Source organism: Aeromonas caviae (genome assembly GCF_000819785.1).
Lineage (GTDB): Bacteria > Pseudomonadota > Gammaproteobacteria > Enterobacterales > Aeromonadaceae > Aeromonas > Aeromonas caviae.
The window spans coordinates 90577-105585 of the sequence record NZ_CDBK01000034.1; the positions used below are offsets into that span (position 1 = coordinate 90577).

Below are 15009 nucleotides of genomic sequence, written 5' to 3' on the forward strand. Positions count from 1 at the left end.
CCTTCACCCTCTACCTCAATCTGGACAAGCCGCTCATTTTCTTCGCCCTGCTGCTGGCCATCCCCGGCCTGCTCGGCCCGGGTGGAACGATGCGCTGGCGGCCGCTGGCCCTGCTCATCCTGCCGCTCGCGGCCCTGCTCATCACCGCCTGGCAACTGGGCGCCCTCAAACCCGAAGCGGGACTGCCCCACTGGTGGTGGCTGTTCGCATTCAACAACCTGCTGTTCACCTGTGTGGCGGAAGAAGCGCTGTTCCGGGGATGCATCCAGCAAGGGGTGGCAAGCCGAAGCACGCCCTGGGCAGGTCTCCTGGTCGCCAGCCTGCTGTTCGGCGCAGCCCATCTTGCCGGTGGCCCGTTGCTGGTGTTGTTCGCCGCGCTGGCGGGGGCCTGCTATGGCCTGGCGTTCCAGCTGAGCGGGCGCCTCAGTGTCGCCATCCTGCTCCACTTCCTGTTCAACTTCGCCCACCTGGCCCTGTTTACCTATCCCCTGGCCAGCCACTGACGTCGAGCACAGGTTCACCGGGCAAAAAAAATGCCCCGCCCCCGTGGGGGCAGGGCATCTGCATTCACCCTGCAATCTAGTCGACGTAGAAGGTCTGCTGGAAAGTCAGCGTCTGCTGCTGCCCCTCCCCCATGATCTTCAGGGTGAACTGGTAGGTGTCCTCATTGCGATAGGGCAGCACTGCCAGGTAATAGATGGCATTCCCCTCTTTCACCTCCTGAAAATTCAGGGTGCGAAGGGTGCCGGTCAGATTGCGGGCTTCGCCGCTGATCCCCACCGCCTGTGCCACCCCCTGCTTGTTCTGCACCGCGATATTGACGATGCCGTTATAGCGGCTGCGCTCCAGGCCATAGGTCCTGGCTACCTCGGGGGTGAGGAAGCTGGAGTTGAACGCGCTGTAGTGCACTTTCCAGGGGCCCAGCTCCTGCATCTGCTCAGCCCGCAGCGGCAGCGTCATCAGGAGTGCCAGCAGGCAACTCATCCAGGCAGTTTTCATGATGTCATCCCTCTCGTATCAATCCTGATTATCGAGCAGAGCGGCAATCTCGGCGGGGATCTGCTTTGGCGCGTCGATGGCGACCGTCTTGTGCCGACCCAGCTCCCCCCGCAGGATGCGAACCTGCCCCTTGGCCACCTTGCACTGCTTGGCCAGGTACTTGATCAGGTGACTGTTGGCCTGACCATCCACCGGCGGTGCCGTGATGGCCACTTTCAACTCGTCACCGTGCAATCCGATGATCTGATCCCGGCTCGCCTTGGGCTGGATCATCAGATGCAACACCAGCTCGTCCCCTTCCAGCAGGACGGCGGGCATCAGATCATCCACCACAACTGGCCGAACAGATCCCCCATCAGGTAGTTGATGGCCTGCAGCGCGATGAAAGCGACCAGCACGGAGAGATCCAGCCCGCCCAATGCAGGCAGGATGCGGCGAATGGGGGCCAGGAAGGGTTCAGTGAGCTGGTGCATCACGTATTCAATGGGGTTGCGACCCTGGCTGACCCAGCTCAGGATGGCGCGGATAAGCAGGATCCAGAAGATCATGGAACCCGCTTTCTTCAACACGGTGAGCGTCGCAAACAGACAGAGAGTGAGCCAGTCCGCCTGCAGCACATTCATGCTCTTGAGCAGGACCAACTTGCCAACGGCGATCAGCAGCGCCAGCAGCACAGAGGCCATGTCCAGCCCGCCAAAACCCGGGATGACGCGGCGCAGGGGCACCACCAGCGGGTTGGTCAGCTTGACCACCATCTGGCTCATGGGGTTGTAGAAGTCGGCCCGCGCCCACTGCAGCCAGACCCGCAGCAGCACCACCATAAGGTAGAGATCAAAGACAGTGTTAATCAAAAAGTAAGCCGTGTTCATCCGGGCTCCTTGCTAAAAGGGATTCAGAAAAGGGTTTCCATTTCGCCGGCCCGGGTAACGGCCGCCTGCATGGCTCTTGCGGTCAGCGGCATCAGCCCCTGCTCCTGGAATGTCTTGACGGCCTCGGCCGTGGTCCCGCCCTTGCTGGTCACCTGCTCGCGCAGGGTCTGCAGCGACAGATCGGGATTCTGCTCCACCATGGCGGCCGCCCCCAGGGCGGTTTGCTGCACCAGCAGGCGAGCCTGCTCCGGCGTAAAGCCCATGGCCTCGGCCTCCTCGGCAATCGCCTGCATGAACAGGAAGAAGTAGGCCGGGGCACTGCCCGCCGCCGCAATGACGCCGTTGATGCCGGCCTCCTGCTCCACCCAGAGGGTCTTGCCCACGGATTGCATCATCTGTTCGGCCACCGCCCTATCAGCCTGCCCGATGGCGGGCTGTGCATAGAGCCCGGTCATCCCCAGCCCCAGCAAGGAGGGGGTGTTGGGCATGGTGCGAATGATGCGATCGTGACCGCCCGCCATCTCCTGCAAGCGTGCGACGCGAATGCCGGCGGCGATGGAGATGAGCAACTTGCCATCCAGCGAGCCAAGCTCGGCCACCAGCGTCGTCAGCATGCCCGCCATCAGCTGGGGCTTGACCGCCAGCACGATCACCTCGGCCTCGCGGGCCGCCTCGGTGTTGTCCTGGGTGATACGGATGCCGAACTGGCTGGCCAGTTCGTCCAGCTTGGGGCGGCTGGGATTGGCGGCGATGATACGCTCTGCCGGGTAACCCGCCTGGATGAGGCCGGCAATGATACTGCGGCTCATGTTGCCTGCCCCGATGAAGGCGAGGGTTCTCTGCTGCATCAAACACTCCTGTTACTGACATCGCAGCGGATGCCGACCCAGCCTGTGCGGGCTGACAGCATCACACGCGCCTGTTTACCTGAAAAAAAGCACGACCGGGGTGTTTTTCGCCCCGGCTCTTGCTCATGAATAGTCACGGGCCCCGAAGATGGCGGTCCCGACCCGCACCATGGTGCTGCCGTGGGCAATGGCCGGCTCGAGATCCTCGGTCATCCCCATCGAAAGGGTGTCGACGCTCGGGTATTGTTGCGCAAGTTCGGTGAACAGAGCCTGCATGCGCGCCATCTGGGCCGCCAGCACCCCCTCGTCGCAGGTATGCTCGGGGATGGCCATCAGGCCGCGCAACCGCAGCCGCTCGCTTTGGGCCACCAGGGAGGCCAGGCGGAAAATCTCTTGCTCCGACGTACCGGATTTGCTGCTCTCTCCGCTAATATTGATTTGCAGACAGATATTTAGCGGCGCGAGCCCACTCGGTCTCTGGTTGTTGAGGCGTTCGATGAGCTTGTCGCGATCGACACTTTGAACCCAGTCGAACCGCTCCGCCACCAGCTTGGACTTGTTCGATTGCAGCGGGCCGATAAAGTGCCACTCTATGTCTGTACAGGCGTTCTGCTCGCGCAAGGCATCAATCTTGAGCGCGGCCTCCTGGGCGTAGGATTCGCCAAAGCGCCGCTGACCGGCGGCATAGGCAGCCTGAATGTCCCCCAGCGGCTTGGTTTTGCTGACAGCAAGCAACTGGATGTGATCTGGGCTGCGGCCAACACGCCGGGCAGCCTCTACAATACGTTCCTTTACCTGAAGCAGGTGCTGGGCAATCTGGCTCATATTTCGTTCGTAATCTTGTGATGGGAGAATAACAAATCTATGGATATCACAGAGTTATTGGCATTCAGTGTAAAGCATAAGGCCTCGGATCTACACCTCTCGGCCGGGGTCCCCCCGATGATCAGGGTTGATGGGGAGGTTCGCAAGATCAATTTGCCCGCCCTGGATCACCGGGAAGTCCATGCCCTCATTTACGACATCATGAATGACCACCAGCGCAAGGAGCTGGAGGAGAACTTCGAGGTGGACTTCTCCTTCGAAGTGCCCGGCATGGCACGCTTTCGGGTCAACGCCTTCCAGCAGGCGCGCGGCTCGGGCGCGGTGTTTCGTACCATCCCGAGTACCGTTCTGACCCTGGACGATCTGGGGGCGCCGGAGATATTTCGCAAGATAGCGGAGTACCCTCGCGGCCTGGTGCTGGTGACTGGACCCACCGGCTCGGGCAAATCCACCACCCTGGCCGCCATGGTCGATTACATCAATGACAACTTCCACCACCACATCCTCACCATCGAGGACCCCATCGAATTCGTGCACGAGAACAAGCGCTGCCTGGTGAACCAGCGGGAAGTACACCGCGACACCAAGAGCTTCAGCAACGCCCTGCGCTCGGCCCTGCGGGAAGACCCGGATATCATCCTGGTAGGTGAAATGCGGGACCTCGAAACCATCCGCCTCGCCATGACCGCCGCCGAAACCGGTCACCTGGTGTTTGGCACCCTGCACACCTCCTCGGCTGCCAAGACCATCGACCGTATCATCGACGTCTTCCCCGGCTCGGAGAAGGACATGGTGCGCTCCATGCTCTCCGAATCCCTGCGGGCGGTCATCTCCCAGACCCTGCTCAAGCGTATCGGTGGCGGCCGGGTGGCGGCCCACGAGATCATGCTGGGGATCCCGGCGGTGCGAAACCTCATCCGGGAAGACAAGGTGGCCCAACTCTATTCCGTCATCCAGACCGGGATGACCCACGGCATGCAGACCATGGACCAGAGCCTCAAGCAGCTGGTCAACCGAGGGGTCGTCGCCTCCCTCGATGCCAAAGCCAAGGCGGTCGATCCCAATACCATTTAAGCTCGCACACCCAAGGAGTCGCCATGAACATGGATGTTCTGCTCGCCGCACTGGTTGAACAAAAGGGCTCGGATCTCTTCATCACGGTCGATGCCCCCCCGACCCTCAAGGTCAACGGGCGCCTGGTGTCGCTCAGGCCGGCTCCCCTCGACAAGACGACGGCGCTGGCGTTGATCAGGGAGAGCCTGGACGAGACCCACTTCGAGCGCTTCCTGCACACCCGCGAGGCCAACTACGCCATCCAGCGAGGCTCGCTGGGGCGCTTTCGGGTCAGCGCCTTCTGGCAACAGGATATGCCGGGCATGGTGCTGCGCCGCATCGAGACCCGCATCCCCACCTTTGACGAGCTGGTGCTGCCCCCCATCCTGCAGGAGGTCGCCATGGCCAAACGCGGGCTGGTGCTCTTCGTCGGCGCCACTGGCGCCGGCAAGTCCACCACCCAGGCGGCCATGATCGGCTTTCGCAACCAGCACGGTGACGGCCACATCCTGACGGTGGAGGATCCGGTGGAGTTCGTCCATCAGCACGATCGCTGCCTGGTGACCCAGCGGGAGGTGGGGATCGACACCGCATCCTTCGATGTCGCCCTCAAAAACTCCCTGCGCCAGGCCCCGGATGTCATCCTCATCGGTGAAATCCGCTCCCAGGAGACCATGGAGTTCGCCATCCAGTTCGCCGAGACGGGACACCTCTGCCTCGCCACCTTGCACGCAAACAATGCCAACCAGGCGCTGGATCGCATCCTGCATCTGGTCCCCCAGGAGAAGCACCGCCAGTTCCTGTTCGATCTCTCCTTCAACCTGCGCGCCATCGTCGCCCAGCAGCTGCTCCCCTCCGCTCACGGGCAGCGCCGGGTCGCCGCCTTCGAGATCCTGCTCAACACCCCGCTCGTCACCGACATCATTCGCAAGGGAGAGATGCACAGACTCAAGGAGGTGATGACCAAATCCGGCGAGCTCGGCATGCAGACCTTCGATCAGGCACTGTTCACCCTGTTCTGCGCCGGCCAAATTGGCTACAGTGAGGCCCTTGCCCATGCCGACTCCGCCAACGACCTGCGACTGCTCATCAAGCTATCGGGTCGCGAGCAGCTGGGCGCAGGCACTCTCGACAACGTGACCCTGGATGAATGAGGGGCGTGCGTCATCGCTAGTAAAGGACAGTTATGCTGATTGTGGTTTCCCCGGCCAAGACGCTGGATTACGAGTCACCCCTGGTGACCTCCCGTTTCACCCAACCCGAACTGCTGGACCACTCCGCAGCACTGATCACCCGGGCTCGTCAACTGAGCCCGGACCAGATCGCCAGCCTGATGAAGATCAGCGACAAGCTCGCCGGCCTCAACGCCGCCCGCTTTGCCGAGTGGCAGCCTGACTTCACGCCGGCCAACGCCCGCCAGGCGCTGCTGGCCTTCAAGGGGGACGTCTACACCGGTCTGGCCGTAGAAGATTTCAGCGAGGCCGACCTCGACTTCGCCCAGGCCCACCTGCGCATGCTCTCCGGCCTTTATGGCGTACTGCGGCCGCTTGACCTCATGATGCCCTACCGCCTGGAGATGGGGATTAGGCTTGAGAACCCGCGCGGCAAGGACCTCTACCAGTTCTGGGGCGACATCATCACGGAGCACCTGAACAAGGCGCTGGCGGCCCAGGGGGACGACGTGCTGATCAACCTCGCCTCCGACGAGTATTTCAAGTCGGTGCGCCCGAAAGCCCTGCAGGGGCGCATCATCACCCCGGTCTTCAAGGACGAGAAGAACGGCCAGTTCAAGATCATCAGCTTCTACGCCAAGAAGGCCCGCGGCATGATGGCACGCCACATCATCAAGCATCGGCTCACCCGGGTGGAACAGCTGACCGGTTTCGATGCCGACGGTTACTACTTTGTACCGGAAGAGTCCGACGCCAATACCCTGATGTTCAAGCGCGCTGAAAATTAATTACACATTCAAGGGAACCAAGTCGGAGATCCTCGGGTCTGACTCTGTGAATCCTCTGTTGTAAGCACTTTTTGTTGGCCGACGTCCTTGCGTCGGCTTTTTTCTGCGCCTCTCTCAGGCCACTCCCCAGGCAGCAGACAGCAAAACGGCCATCCTGGGATGGCCGTTTCAACTGTGCTCGGGGGCATTACTTCTTTTTCTTCTTTGCCGACTTCTTGGCATCCTTCGGCTTTTTCTTCTTCACCGGCACCCGCGCTTCCTTGTGTCTGGGGCGCAGCTCATCGATCACCCGGCGCTTGAGGCGCTCCTCTGTGTAGCGTTCGATCTTGGCGACCATGGCCATGTCGTGAGCTTCCACCAGGCTGATGGCGCAGCCACGGTTGCCGGCACGACCGGTACGACCGATGCGGTGCACATAGACATCCGCGCCGTAGGGCATGTCGTAGTTGATGACATGGCTGACGTTCGGCAGATCGATGCCGCGGGCGGCCACGTCGGTGGCGATGAGGAAGGGCACCTCCCCTTCGTGGAACTTGCGGATAGACTCGATGCGCTTGGCCTGCTCCATCTCGCCACGGATCCAGGCGCAGGGCACGCCTGCCGCCTGCAACTGGCCGGAAAGCTCCGCCAGTCGCTCACGGGTCTTGACGAAGATGATGGCCTTCTGGGTCTCCGGTTTTTTCAGGATGTGCACCAGCAAAGCCAGCTTGTGGGCGGCATCATCGGCCAGGTGGATCCACTGGGTGATGGGGCGGCGCTCGCTGCGGGGCGGCTCGGCGTGCAGCTCAACCGGGTCTTTGAGGATCTCGCTCGCAAACTTCTCGAGGCCGGCCCCTTCCAGAGTGGCGGAGAAGAGCATGGTGTGCTTGCGGTAGCGCGCCTCTTCCACGATGCGGTTCACGTCCTTGATGAAGCCCATGTCCAGCATCCGGTCCGCTTCATCCAGCACCAGCACCTCGATGTCGTGGCTCTCGAACTCCTCTTTCTCGATGTACTCGAGCAGACGGCCCGGGGTGGCCACCACGATGTCGGTGGTCTTGGTCAGGGCAGGCAGCTGCTCTTCATGGCTGACGCCACCGATGATGGTCTCGATGCTGAGATGGGTGTGCACCGCCAGGGCCTTGGCGTGAGCACTCACCTGCAGCGCGAGCTCGCGGGTCGGAGTCAGGATCAGCATGCGGCACGGACCCGGCTTGCGGCGCGGGAAGTCCAGCAGGTGCTGCATCGCGGGCAGCAGGAAGGCGGCGGTCTTGCCGGTTCCGGTCGGCGCAGAGGCCAGAATATCGCGGCCGTCCAGGGCTGGCTCCAGTACCATCTGCTGGATGGTGGTGGGGCGGGTGAATCCCATCTCGGCCAAGGCCCGACTGAGGGCTGGATTCAGGTCGAAATCATCAAAGGACTGGCTCATGGCAATACTCGGTCATTAAGGAAGCGGCAGATTATAGGCGATTATGCCGTCGGCTCCTATGGTGACTGTGGCTTAGCCGCTATAATCGCCGGCCATTTTCCGCGGGCAGGCACAGGAGGAGGGCCGAATGGGGCGCAACAACGGTTTCACGTTCAAGCAATTTCACATCGATCACGGCCGCTGCGCCATGAAGGTCGGTACGGACGGCATTCTGCTGGGAGCCTGGGCGCCGGTCGACAGCGCCCGCCGGGTGCTGGACATCGGCACCGGCAGCGGCCTCATCGCCCTGATGCTGGCCCAGCGCAGCACGAACGACTGCCACATAGACGGGGTGGAGCTGGATAAGGATGCAGCCATGCAGGCCAAGGAGAATGTGGCGGCCTCCCCCTGGCGTGAGCGGGTCACCATCATAGAGAGCGCCATTCAGGATCACCTCGCCCCCCCTTACGATCTCATCGTCTCCAACCCGCCCTATTTCCCGGCAGGCCAGACACTTCGCGATCCGGCCAGGGCTCTGGCCCGTCATACCGGGGGGCTCGACCCCAGGGGATTGCTGGCCGCCAGTGATCGCCTGCTGAGCCGTGCCGGGCAACTGGCCCTGGTGCTGCCCACGGCGATGGCGGATGAAATTTTATGCATTTCGTCGAGTTATGATCTGTATGAGCGTTGTTATCTGGCTGTTACTACCAGAGAGGGGAAAGAGGCAAATCGTGTTTTATTGCTGCTTGGCAGAGGATTAAACAAGTGCGAGAGGGGTGAAATTGTGATCCATTCTGCCACGGGAGGCTATTCCGACAGATATATCCAACTAACCAACCCCTTCTATTTGAAGATGTAAATTTTGCCTTGAACTATTTTTTCACATCATTATGCTGACTGCTAAATGAGCGCCCGCTCAAGACCAGTTCAAACCACTGGTCGCGATGAAAAAACCAGCGGGGCTCTTTTTTTTACCCCCGGAAAGTGCCGGTCACTGACAAATAAAAAACTATAACAAGCAATAGTTTACAAGACAGACGAGGTTGAACTTGACGAAATCACTCACATTGTCCGATGTACTCGGATTGGGCTTCATGACCTTTGCGTTCTATCTGGGCGCAGGCAACATCATCTTCCCGCCCCTGGCCGGCTTCATGGCGGGTGAGCACCTCTCCCTGGCCATGCTGGGCTTCCTGGTCACCGCCGTGGGCCTGCCCCTCATCACCATCATCGCCGTCGCCAAGGCTGGCAACGGCTGGGCCGGCATGACCAAGCTGCTGCCGACCGGCGTGGCCACCGCACTGGCCGTCGCCATCTACATCATCATCGGCCCGGCCTTCGCCGCCCCCCGTACCGGCCTAGTGGCCTACGAGATGGGCCTCAAGCCCTTCCTTGGCGACATGGGACCATCCGGTCTGGCTGCCTACACAGTACTGTTCTTCGGCGTGGCCATCCTGGTCTCCCTGAACCAGGGCAAGCTGATGGATGCCATCGGCAAGTACCTGACCCCGCTGCTGCTGCTGCTGCTGCTGACCCTGGCCATCGGTGTCTTCGTCGCACCGCAAGGAAGCATGCCTGCCGCATCCGGTGACTACCAGAGCACCCCCTTCGTGAAGGGCATTCTGGAAGGCTACAACACCATGGACACCCTGGCGTCCCTGATGTTCGGCGCCCTGATCGTCGACCTGCTGCGCCAAAAAGGCATCCATGACTACCAGAGCCAGTTCAAGTACCTGGCCATCGCGGGCATCATCTCCGCCATCGGTCTCTCCGTGGTCTATGTCTCCCTGTTCCAGCTGGGCAACACCGCTGCCGGCGTCGCCACAGACGTGAGCAACGGCGGTGCCATCGTCAACGCCTACGTGCTGAGCCTGTTCGGCCAACCGGGTCAGTTCATCCTGGCTGCCATCATCACCCTGGCCTGCTTCACCACGGCCGTCGGCCTCATCTCCGCCTGCTCCGACTTCTTCCACAACCTGACCGGCATGAGCTACAAGAAGCTGGTCGTGCTGCTGGGTGTCATCTGCGGCGTCGTGGCCAACGTGGGCCTGAGCCAGCTCATCAGCCTCTCCATTCCGGTGCTGGTCGCCATCTACCCGGTTGCCGTGGCGCTGGTGCTGGTCACCTTCCTGAAGGGTTACTTCGGTCGCCCCCGCCTGGTGTTCCGCTCCGTGCTGCTGGTCGCCTTCCTGTTCGGCTGCCTGGACGGCCTGGGCGCCGCCGGCATGAAGATGGATGCGTTCGCCTTCCTACCGCTGTTTGACAAGGGTCTGGCCTGGTTGCTGCCGACCCTGCTGGCCTGTGGCCTCGGTGTCATGGTGCGTGGCAATGGCAAGCTGGCAGCAGAAGCAGCCTGATAACAGATCTTGACCAAATAAAGAGGCCAGCATTCGCTGGCCTCTTTTTTGTTGGTGCAATCTGGTCCATCCGTTGTGGAGAGCGCTCGTCAGAGTACGGTTGCTGGCTTGGGTTTGCCTGCAAGACCGTACCAGTGATGCTCAAACCGGCCCGCATGCCAGCGCAGGGTGCCCCAGGGCTGGTCAGCCTGCCAGCGCGGGAAGTTGATCTCCACGCGGTTGTCTTCGTACTTGTAGAGAGAGGTGCTGATCTCGATATCCGACAGGATAAGCAGCACCACCCCACCGATGACACTCCATTTCAGCATCTTCCACATGGCGATTACTCGAAGCAGATCTCGATGGTGGCACGGCCATACTCCGATTCGAACGGCATCATGATCTTGGCGCCGTCGGCCCGGTGAGTAATGGTGTGATTGGGACCGGAGACGATGACCGGGGTCGCCATGTCGAACTCATAGCCCTTCTCCCCCAGCATGCGTTTGGCGCCGCCCGTCACCATGTTGGTGATCTCGCCCACCATGTCGGTCACTTCCTCGTTGATGGTGGCCGGCGCCTCCCCCAGCATGCGACGCATGATCTCCAATGCCAGCCCCTTCTCGAAGCTGATGGAGAGGGAACCCCGGGTCTGCGGACCCACCATGCCAATCAGGCCGGAGACATCTCCCCGAGCCAGCTCGTCCGTCTTGCGCTTGGGCGCGCCCGGTTTGAGTTCCAGCTGTGCCATGGTGGAGAGCACGTTGAGCAGGGAGAGCAGGAACGGGTTTACAAAATCAGCCTTCATCTTGACTTCCTACGGTAGCGGAACAGCGGGCACATTGACCATGGGCTTCTATGGTCTTGTTGGTAATAGTAAAACCATGCTGATGAGCCTGCTCGGAAAAGGCGCCGTCGATGGCGGGATCGTGCAGCTCCACTACCTCACCGCAACGATCGCAGATCAGCAGTTGCATCGGGTGGGCATGGTCGAAGTGGCAGCAGAAGATGAAGGCGTTGAGCGACTCCACCTTGTGGGCAAAGCCCTGTTCGAGCAGGAAGTCGAGCGCCCGATAGACGGTAGGCGGTTTGGCATGAGCCTCGGTCTGCTGCAACTGGGCCAGCAAATCATAGGCACTGATGGCATTGCCGTGGGCGGCAAGCAGCCGGAGCACCTGGCGCCGTGTCGGGGTGAAACGGATCCCGCGCTGCTCGCAGAGGCGCTCCGCTCGTTGTAGAAGTTGGTCTTGATTCATGTTCACGCAGATACCCTGTCAATTAGCCGGATACTATCACAGGGCCCCCAGTGCGCGGCGACAAAATTCATTTTCTGGGGCTGTCTCACGTTGTGATAGAATCCCGCCCCTTGTTTGGCCAACCCGGATGATTTTTATGCAGGCGCAGCGCTTTTCCATCGCCCCCATGCTGGACTGGACCGATCGGCATTGCCGTTATTTCCACCGTCTGATGACCCGCCAGACCCTGCTCTATACCGAGATGGTGACCACGGGCGCCATCATCCACGGCAAGGGCGACTATCTGGGTTACAGCGAGCAGGAACACCCTCTCGCCCTGCAACTGGGTGGCAGCAACCCGGCAGACCTGGCCCGCTGCGCCAGGCTCGCCGAGGAGCGCGGGTATGACGAGGTCAACCTCAACGTCGGCTGCCCTTCCGATCGGGTGCAAAACGGCCGCTTCGGCGCCTGCCTCATGGGCGAACCCGCGCTGGTGGCTGATTGCGTCAAGGCGATGCGCGACGTAGTCGACATTCCGGTCACCGTGAAGACCCGTATCGGCATCGACGAGCAAGACTCCTACGAGTTCTTGCAGGCCTTCATCGAGCAGGTAAGGGACGCCGGTTGCGATACCTTCATCGTCCATGCCCGCAAGGCCTGGCTGAGCGGCCTGAGTCCGAAAGAGAACCGCGAGATCCCGCCCCTCGATTATCCTCGCGTCTACCGGGTCAAGCAGGATTACCCGGATCTGACCATTGCCATCAACGGCGGGGTGACCAGTCTGGAGCAGACTCTTGAACATCTGCAGCACCTCGACGGGGTCATGATGGGCCGCGAAGCCTACCAGAACCCCTACATTCTGGCCCAGGTGGACAATCTGGTGTTCGGCGAGAACCGTGCCGTGCCGAGCCGCCACGAGGTGGTGCGGATGATGCTGCCTTATATCGAACAAGAGCTGGCCAAGGGCAACTACCTCTCCCACATGACCCGCCACATGCTGGGGTTGTTCCAGAACATGCAGGGGGCGCGCGCCTGGCGTCGCCATCTGAGCGAGAATGCCTGCAAGCCGGGGGCCGACATTCAAGTGGTGCTGGACGCCATGGCCAAGGTGCCGGAGTTCGCGCCAGCCGACGCGGTGGAGTGATCATGTACCGCTTCACAGGATCCTGGCTGCACAAGGCCCTGGTGCGTCTGTGCGCCGGCCTGCTCACCATTCTCGGCATCAAGCTCAGCGCCTTCTATTTCATCGGGCTGCTGATCGTGCTGGGGCTGCACCGGGACCAACTCCTGGGCTGAACGCCACCTCTCTCGAACAAGAAAAAGCCGGCGCCCCTGCGCCGGCTTTTTTGTCACCACGGAGGCGGCCCGACAGTCTGGCTTACTCCTCCTGAACCATGAACTGGAGTTCAGGGGGAGAAGAGGTCAGCACATCGGCGCAGTAATCCCAGGTCGAGATGCGGTAGTGCTGCAAATCTTCATCCAGGTGCAGTCCATCGGATTCCTGATGGAACCAGCTGGCGAAACGGGACGGGGTGATGAGCTGGATCTGCTCCTCGATGACGTGGCTGTCACGCCCCTCCGCCAGATCACAATCCTCCATCACCCGCACCGCGAAGATGTGGCGAAAACTCACCCGGCACAGGGGCAACGGAGGCAAATCGATGCTGCGAGCGCGCCCCAGCATGACGGTCAGGGTGTCGCTCCAGATATCCTGATGCAGTTCGGCAACGACCAGGCCGGGAGGGAGTTGACGAGAGGGAGCCCAGGGGACGGCTACCTGCCGAATGGCATTTTTCTGTTCCATATCCACCTCGCTACAGCGCATGCCATATCCTGAGTGTATCTGAAACAAATTTTGACGAAGATGGCAAGAAAAAACCCGGCACAAGCCGGGTTTCATTTGATTACAAGACGACCTTATTTGACGGCGTCTTTCAGCGCCTTGCCAGCCACGAAGGACGGCACATTGGCAGCTGCAATCTGGATCTCTTTACCGGTTTGCGGGTTGCGACCGGTACGGCCCGCGCGATGGTTGACCTTGAAGGTACCAAAACCCACCAACTGAACGGCATCGCCCTCTTTCAGGCTCTGGGTAATACCATTGATGATCTCTTCCAGAGCGACTTTGGCCTGAGCTTTGCTCAGGTCTGCTTTGGCGGCAATTGCATCGACAAGTTGAGCTTTGTTCATAACATTTCCTTTATGATCGGGCATTTAGCACCGGGCCACTCTATTCAAAAAAAAACACTCAGGCAAAGGCTTTATCAGCCGGATTGGCTTGAATGCTGGGGTTTTCATCAAGATCTGCGGAAATAGTCACATATATCGCCCCCTTGTCCCCTGGATGGGCGACAGGATGCGAAGTACCGGTGGGGAGAGGCATGCAAATCCCCGCCTGATGTAACAATATCCCTACACTCCTATTGACGGTCAACTGGATTTTCCCTAGTTATAGGAGTGTCGTCAGTCGATGAGAATGACCGGAGGCGTGCGACCCGAGTGCCGCATGCCATGCCCATGGAGGGACTATGTTAACTGAACTGGAAAAAACCAAGCGCGCACTGGCAGGCAAGCACAGAGCAATAGATGACTGGCTGGATGCCAGACAGGCGTTGCTGGTCGAGTACATGCGACTGGCAGGCCTCATGCCCGCCAAGTGCAAGCAACGCACCCTCCCAGGCCATGTAGAACTGCAACGTTTTTGCGAACAACTGGTCGACTACGTCAGCGCAGGCCATTTCGAGATCTACAACCACGTCGTCACCGCCTTTGAGCAAGCCAGCGGCGACAAACTGGAGCTAGCCAAGCGTATCTACCCCCATATCCGTGCCTGTACCGAATTCGCGCTGGAGTTCAACGACAAGTACAGCAACGCCGACGAAGCCCAGTTGCTGCAACTGGACGAGGATCTGAACCAACTCGGCCCCGTGCTGGAAGACAGGTTCAAACAGGAGGATCGGCTGGTCAAGGCGCTGCAGGTGGTGGAATCCCTCAGCCATCAGCAGGTCTGATATTCAATATCGGAGCCAGTTCAATATCCTGGCGTGCCAGCTGGATTACACTCTGCAACATGAAGGATGAGCATCTTGCTCGCACGCAGACCGGAGACGACCATGGCCGAGCGCCGCCACTTTACTCGGATTTTCTATTTGACCGCCGCCAAGCTCACCCAAGGTGAACACCAGTGGCGCACCCAGCTGGTCGATGTCTCCCTGCAGGGAGCCCTGCTGCTCAGACCCGAGGATTGGGTCGCCAGCGAGGACAAGGAGTACGAAATCTGCTTCGTGCTCGGGGGCAGCGACATCGAGATCAAGATGCAGGTCGAGCTGACCCACGAAGCCAGCAAGAAGCTGGGGTTTTACTGCCACCACATCGACATCGACAGCGCCACTCACCTCAAGCGGATGATCGAGCTGAACATCGGAGAGGAGCAACTGCTCCATCGCGAGCTGGAGCAGTTGCTGCAAGAGCACCGAGACCACGTCCCCCCCGAATCCTGA

The 15009-nt window shown here is 60.6% G+C and carries 21 protein-coding genes; 10 read left to right on the top strand and 11 right to left on the bottom strand.

Annotated elements, in window-relative coordinates:
* On the top strand, window positions 1-503 hold a 503-nt coding region (locus BN1120_RS04440), incomplete at its 5' end, for a CPBP family intramembrane glutamic endopeptidase (protein ID WP_042014919.1).
* A gap of 76 nt (window positions 504-579) precedes the next feature.
* Here BN1120_RS04440 and BN1120_RS04445 read toward each other — a convergent pair.
* The 5 genes from BN1120_RS04445 to BN1120_RS04465 all read right to left on the bottom strand — a co-directional run bounded on the left by BN1120_RS04445 (window position 580) and on the right by BN1120_RS04465 (window position 3541).
* Window positions 580-999 (bottom strand): DUF4426 domain-containing protein, encoded by a 420-nt coding sequence (locus BN1120_RS04445; protein WP_029313762.1) that lies wholly within the window; start codon window positions 997-999, stop codon window positions 580-582.
* Between the two features lie 18 nt (window positions 1000-1017).
* On the bottom strand, window positions 1018-1317 hold the full coding sequence (gene yggU / locus BN1120_RS04450) for a DUF167 family protein YggU (protein WP_041210939.1): 300 nt from the start codon (window positions 1315-1317) through the stop codon (window positions 1018-1020).
* Window positions 1317-1868: a YggT family protein gene (locus BN1120_RS04455; protein ID WP_042014922.1), complete on the bottom strand. Its 552-nt coding sequence runs from the start codon at window positions 1866-1868 to the stop codon at window positions 1317-1319. Before BN1120_RS04455 ends, yggU begins: the two co-directional genes overlap by 1 nt.
* A 23-nt stretch (window positions 1869-1891) precedes the next feature.
* A complete protein-coding gene (gene proC, locus BN1120_RS04460; RefSeq protein WP_042014923.1) occupies window positions 1892-2716 on the bottom strand; it encodes a pyrroline-5-carboxylate reductase in 825 nt (274 codons plus the stop codon).
* A gap of 123 nt (window positions 2717-2839) precedes the next feature.
* Window positions 2840-3541 carry a YggS family pyridoxal phosphate-dependent enzyme gene (locus BN1120_RS04465; RefSeq protein WP_042014924.1) on the bottom strand — a complete coding sequence of 234 codons (702 nt, stop codon included), beginning with the start codon at window positions 3539-3541 and terminating at the stop codon, window positions 2840-2842.
* Between the two features lie 39 nt (window positions 3542-3580).
* Between BN1120_RS04465 and tapT the strand changes: the two genes are divergently transcribed.
* Genes tapT through yaaA form a run of 3 tightly spaced genes read left to right on the top strand, consistent with a single transcriptional unit; the run spans window position 3581 to window position 6554 of the window.
* Entirely contained in the window at window positions 3581-4615 is a 1035-nt protein-coding gene (gene tapT / locus BN1120_RS04470; RefSeq protein ID WP_010673050.1) for a type IVa pilus ATPase TapT, read from the top strand.
* Window positions 4616-4638: 23 nt separating this feature from the next.
* Window positions 4639-5748, top strand: coding sequence for a PilT/PilU family type 4a pilus ATPase (locus BN1120_RS04475; protein WP_010673049.1), 1110 nt, complete (start codon window positions 4639-4641; stop codon window positions 5746-5748).
* A 32-nt stretch (window positions 5749-5780) separates the two neighbouring features.
* Window positions 5781-6554 carry a peroxide stress protein YaaA gene (gene yaaA / locus BN1120_RS04480; RefSeq protein ID WP_042014926.1) on the top strand — a complete coding sequence of 258 codons (774 nt, stop codon included), beginning with the start codon at window positions 5781-5783 and terminating at the stop codon, window positions 6552-6554.
* A 187-nt stretch (window positions 6555-6741) separates the two neighbouring features.
* On the opposite strand, the gene srmB is transcribed toward yaaA, so the two are convergent.
* Window positions 6742-7962 carry an ATP-dependent RNA helicase SrmB gene (gene srmB / locus BN1120_RS04485; protein ID WP_042014927.1) on the bottom strand — a complete coding sequence of 407 codons (1221 nt, stop codon included), beginning with the start codon at window positions 7960-7962 and terminating at the stop codon, window positions 6742-6744.
* A 127-nt stretch (window positions 7963-8089) separates the two neighbouring features.
* Here srmB and BN1120_RS04490 point away from each other — a divergent pair, with 127 nt between their 5' ends.
* Entirely contained in the window at window positions 8090-8800 is a 711-nt protein-coding gene (locus tag BN1120_RS04490) for a tRNA1(Val) (adenine(37)-N6)-methyltransferase (RefSeq protein WP_042014929.1), read from the top strand.
* A gap of 190 nt (window positions 8801-8990) precedes the next feature.
* A complete protein-coding gene (brnQ, locus tag BN1120_RS04495; protein WP_080767887.1) occupies window positions 8991-10298 on the top strand; it encodes a branched-chain amino acid transport system II carrier protein in 1308 nt (435 codons plus the stop codon).
* Window positions 10299-10387: 89 nt separating this feature from the next.
* Here brnQ and BN1120_RS04500 read toward each other — a convergent pair whose 3' ends face one another.
* Genes BN1120_RS04500 through zur form a run of 3 tightly spaced genes read right to left on the bottom strand, consistent with a single transcriptional unit; the run spans window position 10388 to window position 11530 of the window.
* Complete coding sequence (locus BN1120_RS04500; protein WP_039039956.1) at window positions 10388-10615, bottom strand: hypothetical protein; 228 nt, start codon at window positions 10613-10615, stop codon at window positions 10388-10390.
* Between the two features lie 5 nt (window positions 10616-10620).
* Complete coding sequence (locus BN1120_RS04505; protein WP_010673043.1) at window positions 10621-11082, bottom strand: chemotaxis protein CheX; 462 nt, start codon at window positions 11080-11082, stop codon at window positions 10621-10623.
* A complete protein-coding gene (gene zur, locus BN1120_RS04510) occupies window positions 11072-11530 on the bottom strand; it encodes a zinc uptake transcriptional repressor Zur (protein WP_010673042.1) in 459 nt (152 codons plus the stop codon). The genes BN1120_RS04505 and zur overlap by 11 nt, the downstream gene beginning before the upstream one ends.
* A 136-nt stretch (window positions 11531-11666) precedes the next feature.
* Here zur and dusA point away from each other — a divergent pair, with 136 nt between their 5' ends.
* The gene (gene dusA, locus BN1120_RS04515) at window positions 11667-12653 is read left to right on the top strand and encodes a tRNA dihydrouridine(20/20a) synthase DusA (protein WP_010673041.1); all 987 of its coding nucleotides are present in this window, start codon (window positions 11667-11669) and stop codon (window positions 12651-12653) included.
* 2 nt (window positions 12654-12655) lie between these two features.
* Window positions 12656-12805, top strand: a complete 150-nt coding sequence (locus BN1120_RS21515; RefSeq protein ID WP_010673040.1) for a hypothetical protein — start codon at window positions 12656-12658, stop codon at window positions 12803-12805.
* Window positions 12806-12887: 82 nt separating this feature from the next.
* Here the strand turns inward: BN1120_RS21515 and BN1120_RS04520 are convergent, their stop codons facing one another.
* Together BN1120_RS04520 and hupA are read right to left on the bottom strand one after the other, a co-directional pair.
* Window positions 12888-13313 carry a hypothetical protein gene (locus tag BN1120_RS04520; RefSeq protein ID WP_029313758.1) on the bottom strand — a complete coding sequence of 142 codons (426 nt, stop codon included), beginning with the start codon at window positions 13311-13313 and terminating at the stop codon, window positions 12888-12890.
* A 113-nt stretch (window positions 13314-13426) separates the two neighbouring features.
* Window positions 13427-13699, bottom strand: a complete 273-nt coding sequence (hupA, locus tag BN1120_RS04525; RefSeq protein WP_005305063.1) for a nucleoid-associated protein HU-alpha — start codon at window positions 13697-13699, stop codon at window positions 13427-13429.
* 338 nt (window positions 13700-14037) lie between these two features.
* Between hupA and BN1120_RS04530 the strand changes: the two genes are divergently transcribed.
* On the top strand, window positions 14038-14520 hold the full coding sequence (locus BN1120_RS04530; RefSeq protein WP_029313757.1) for an Rsd/AlgQ family anti-sigma factor: 483 nt from the start codon (window positions 14038-14040) through the stop codon (window positions 14518-14520).
* 102 nt (window positions 14521-14622) lie between these two features.
* The gene (locus BN1120_RS04535) at window positions 14623-15009 is read left to right on the top strand and encodes a PilZ domain-containing protein (RefSeq protein ID WP_029313755.1); all 387 of its coding nucleotides are present in this window, start codon (window positions 14623-14625) and stop codon (window positions 15007-15009) included.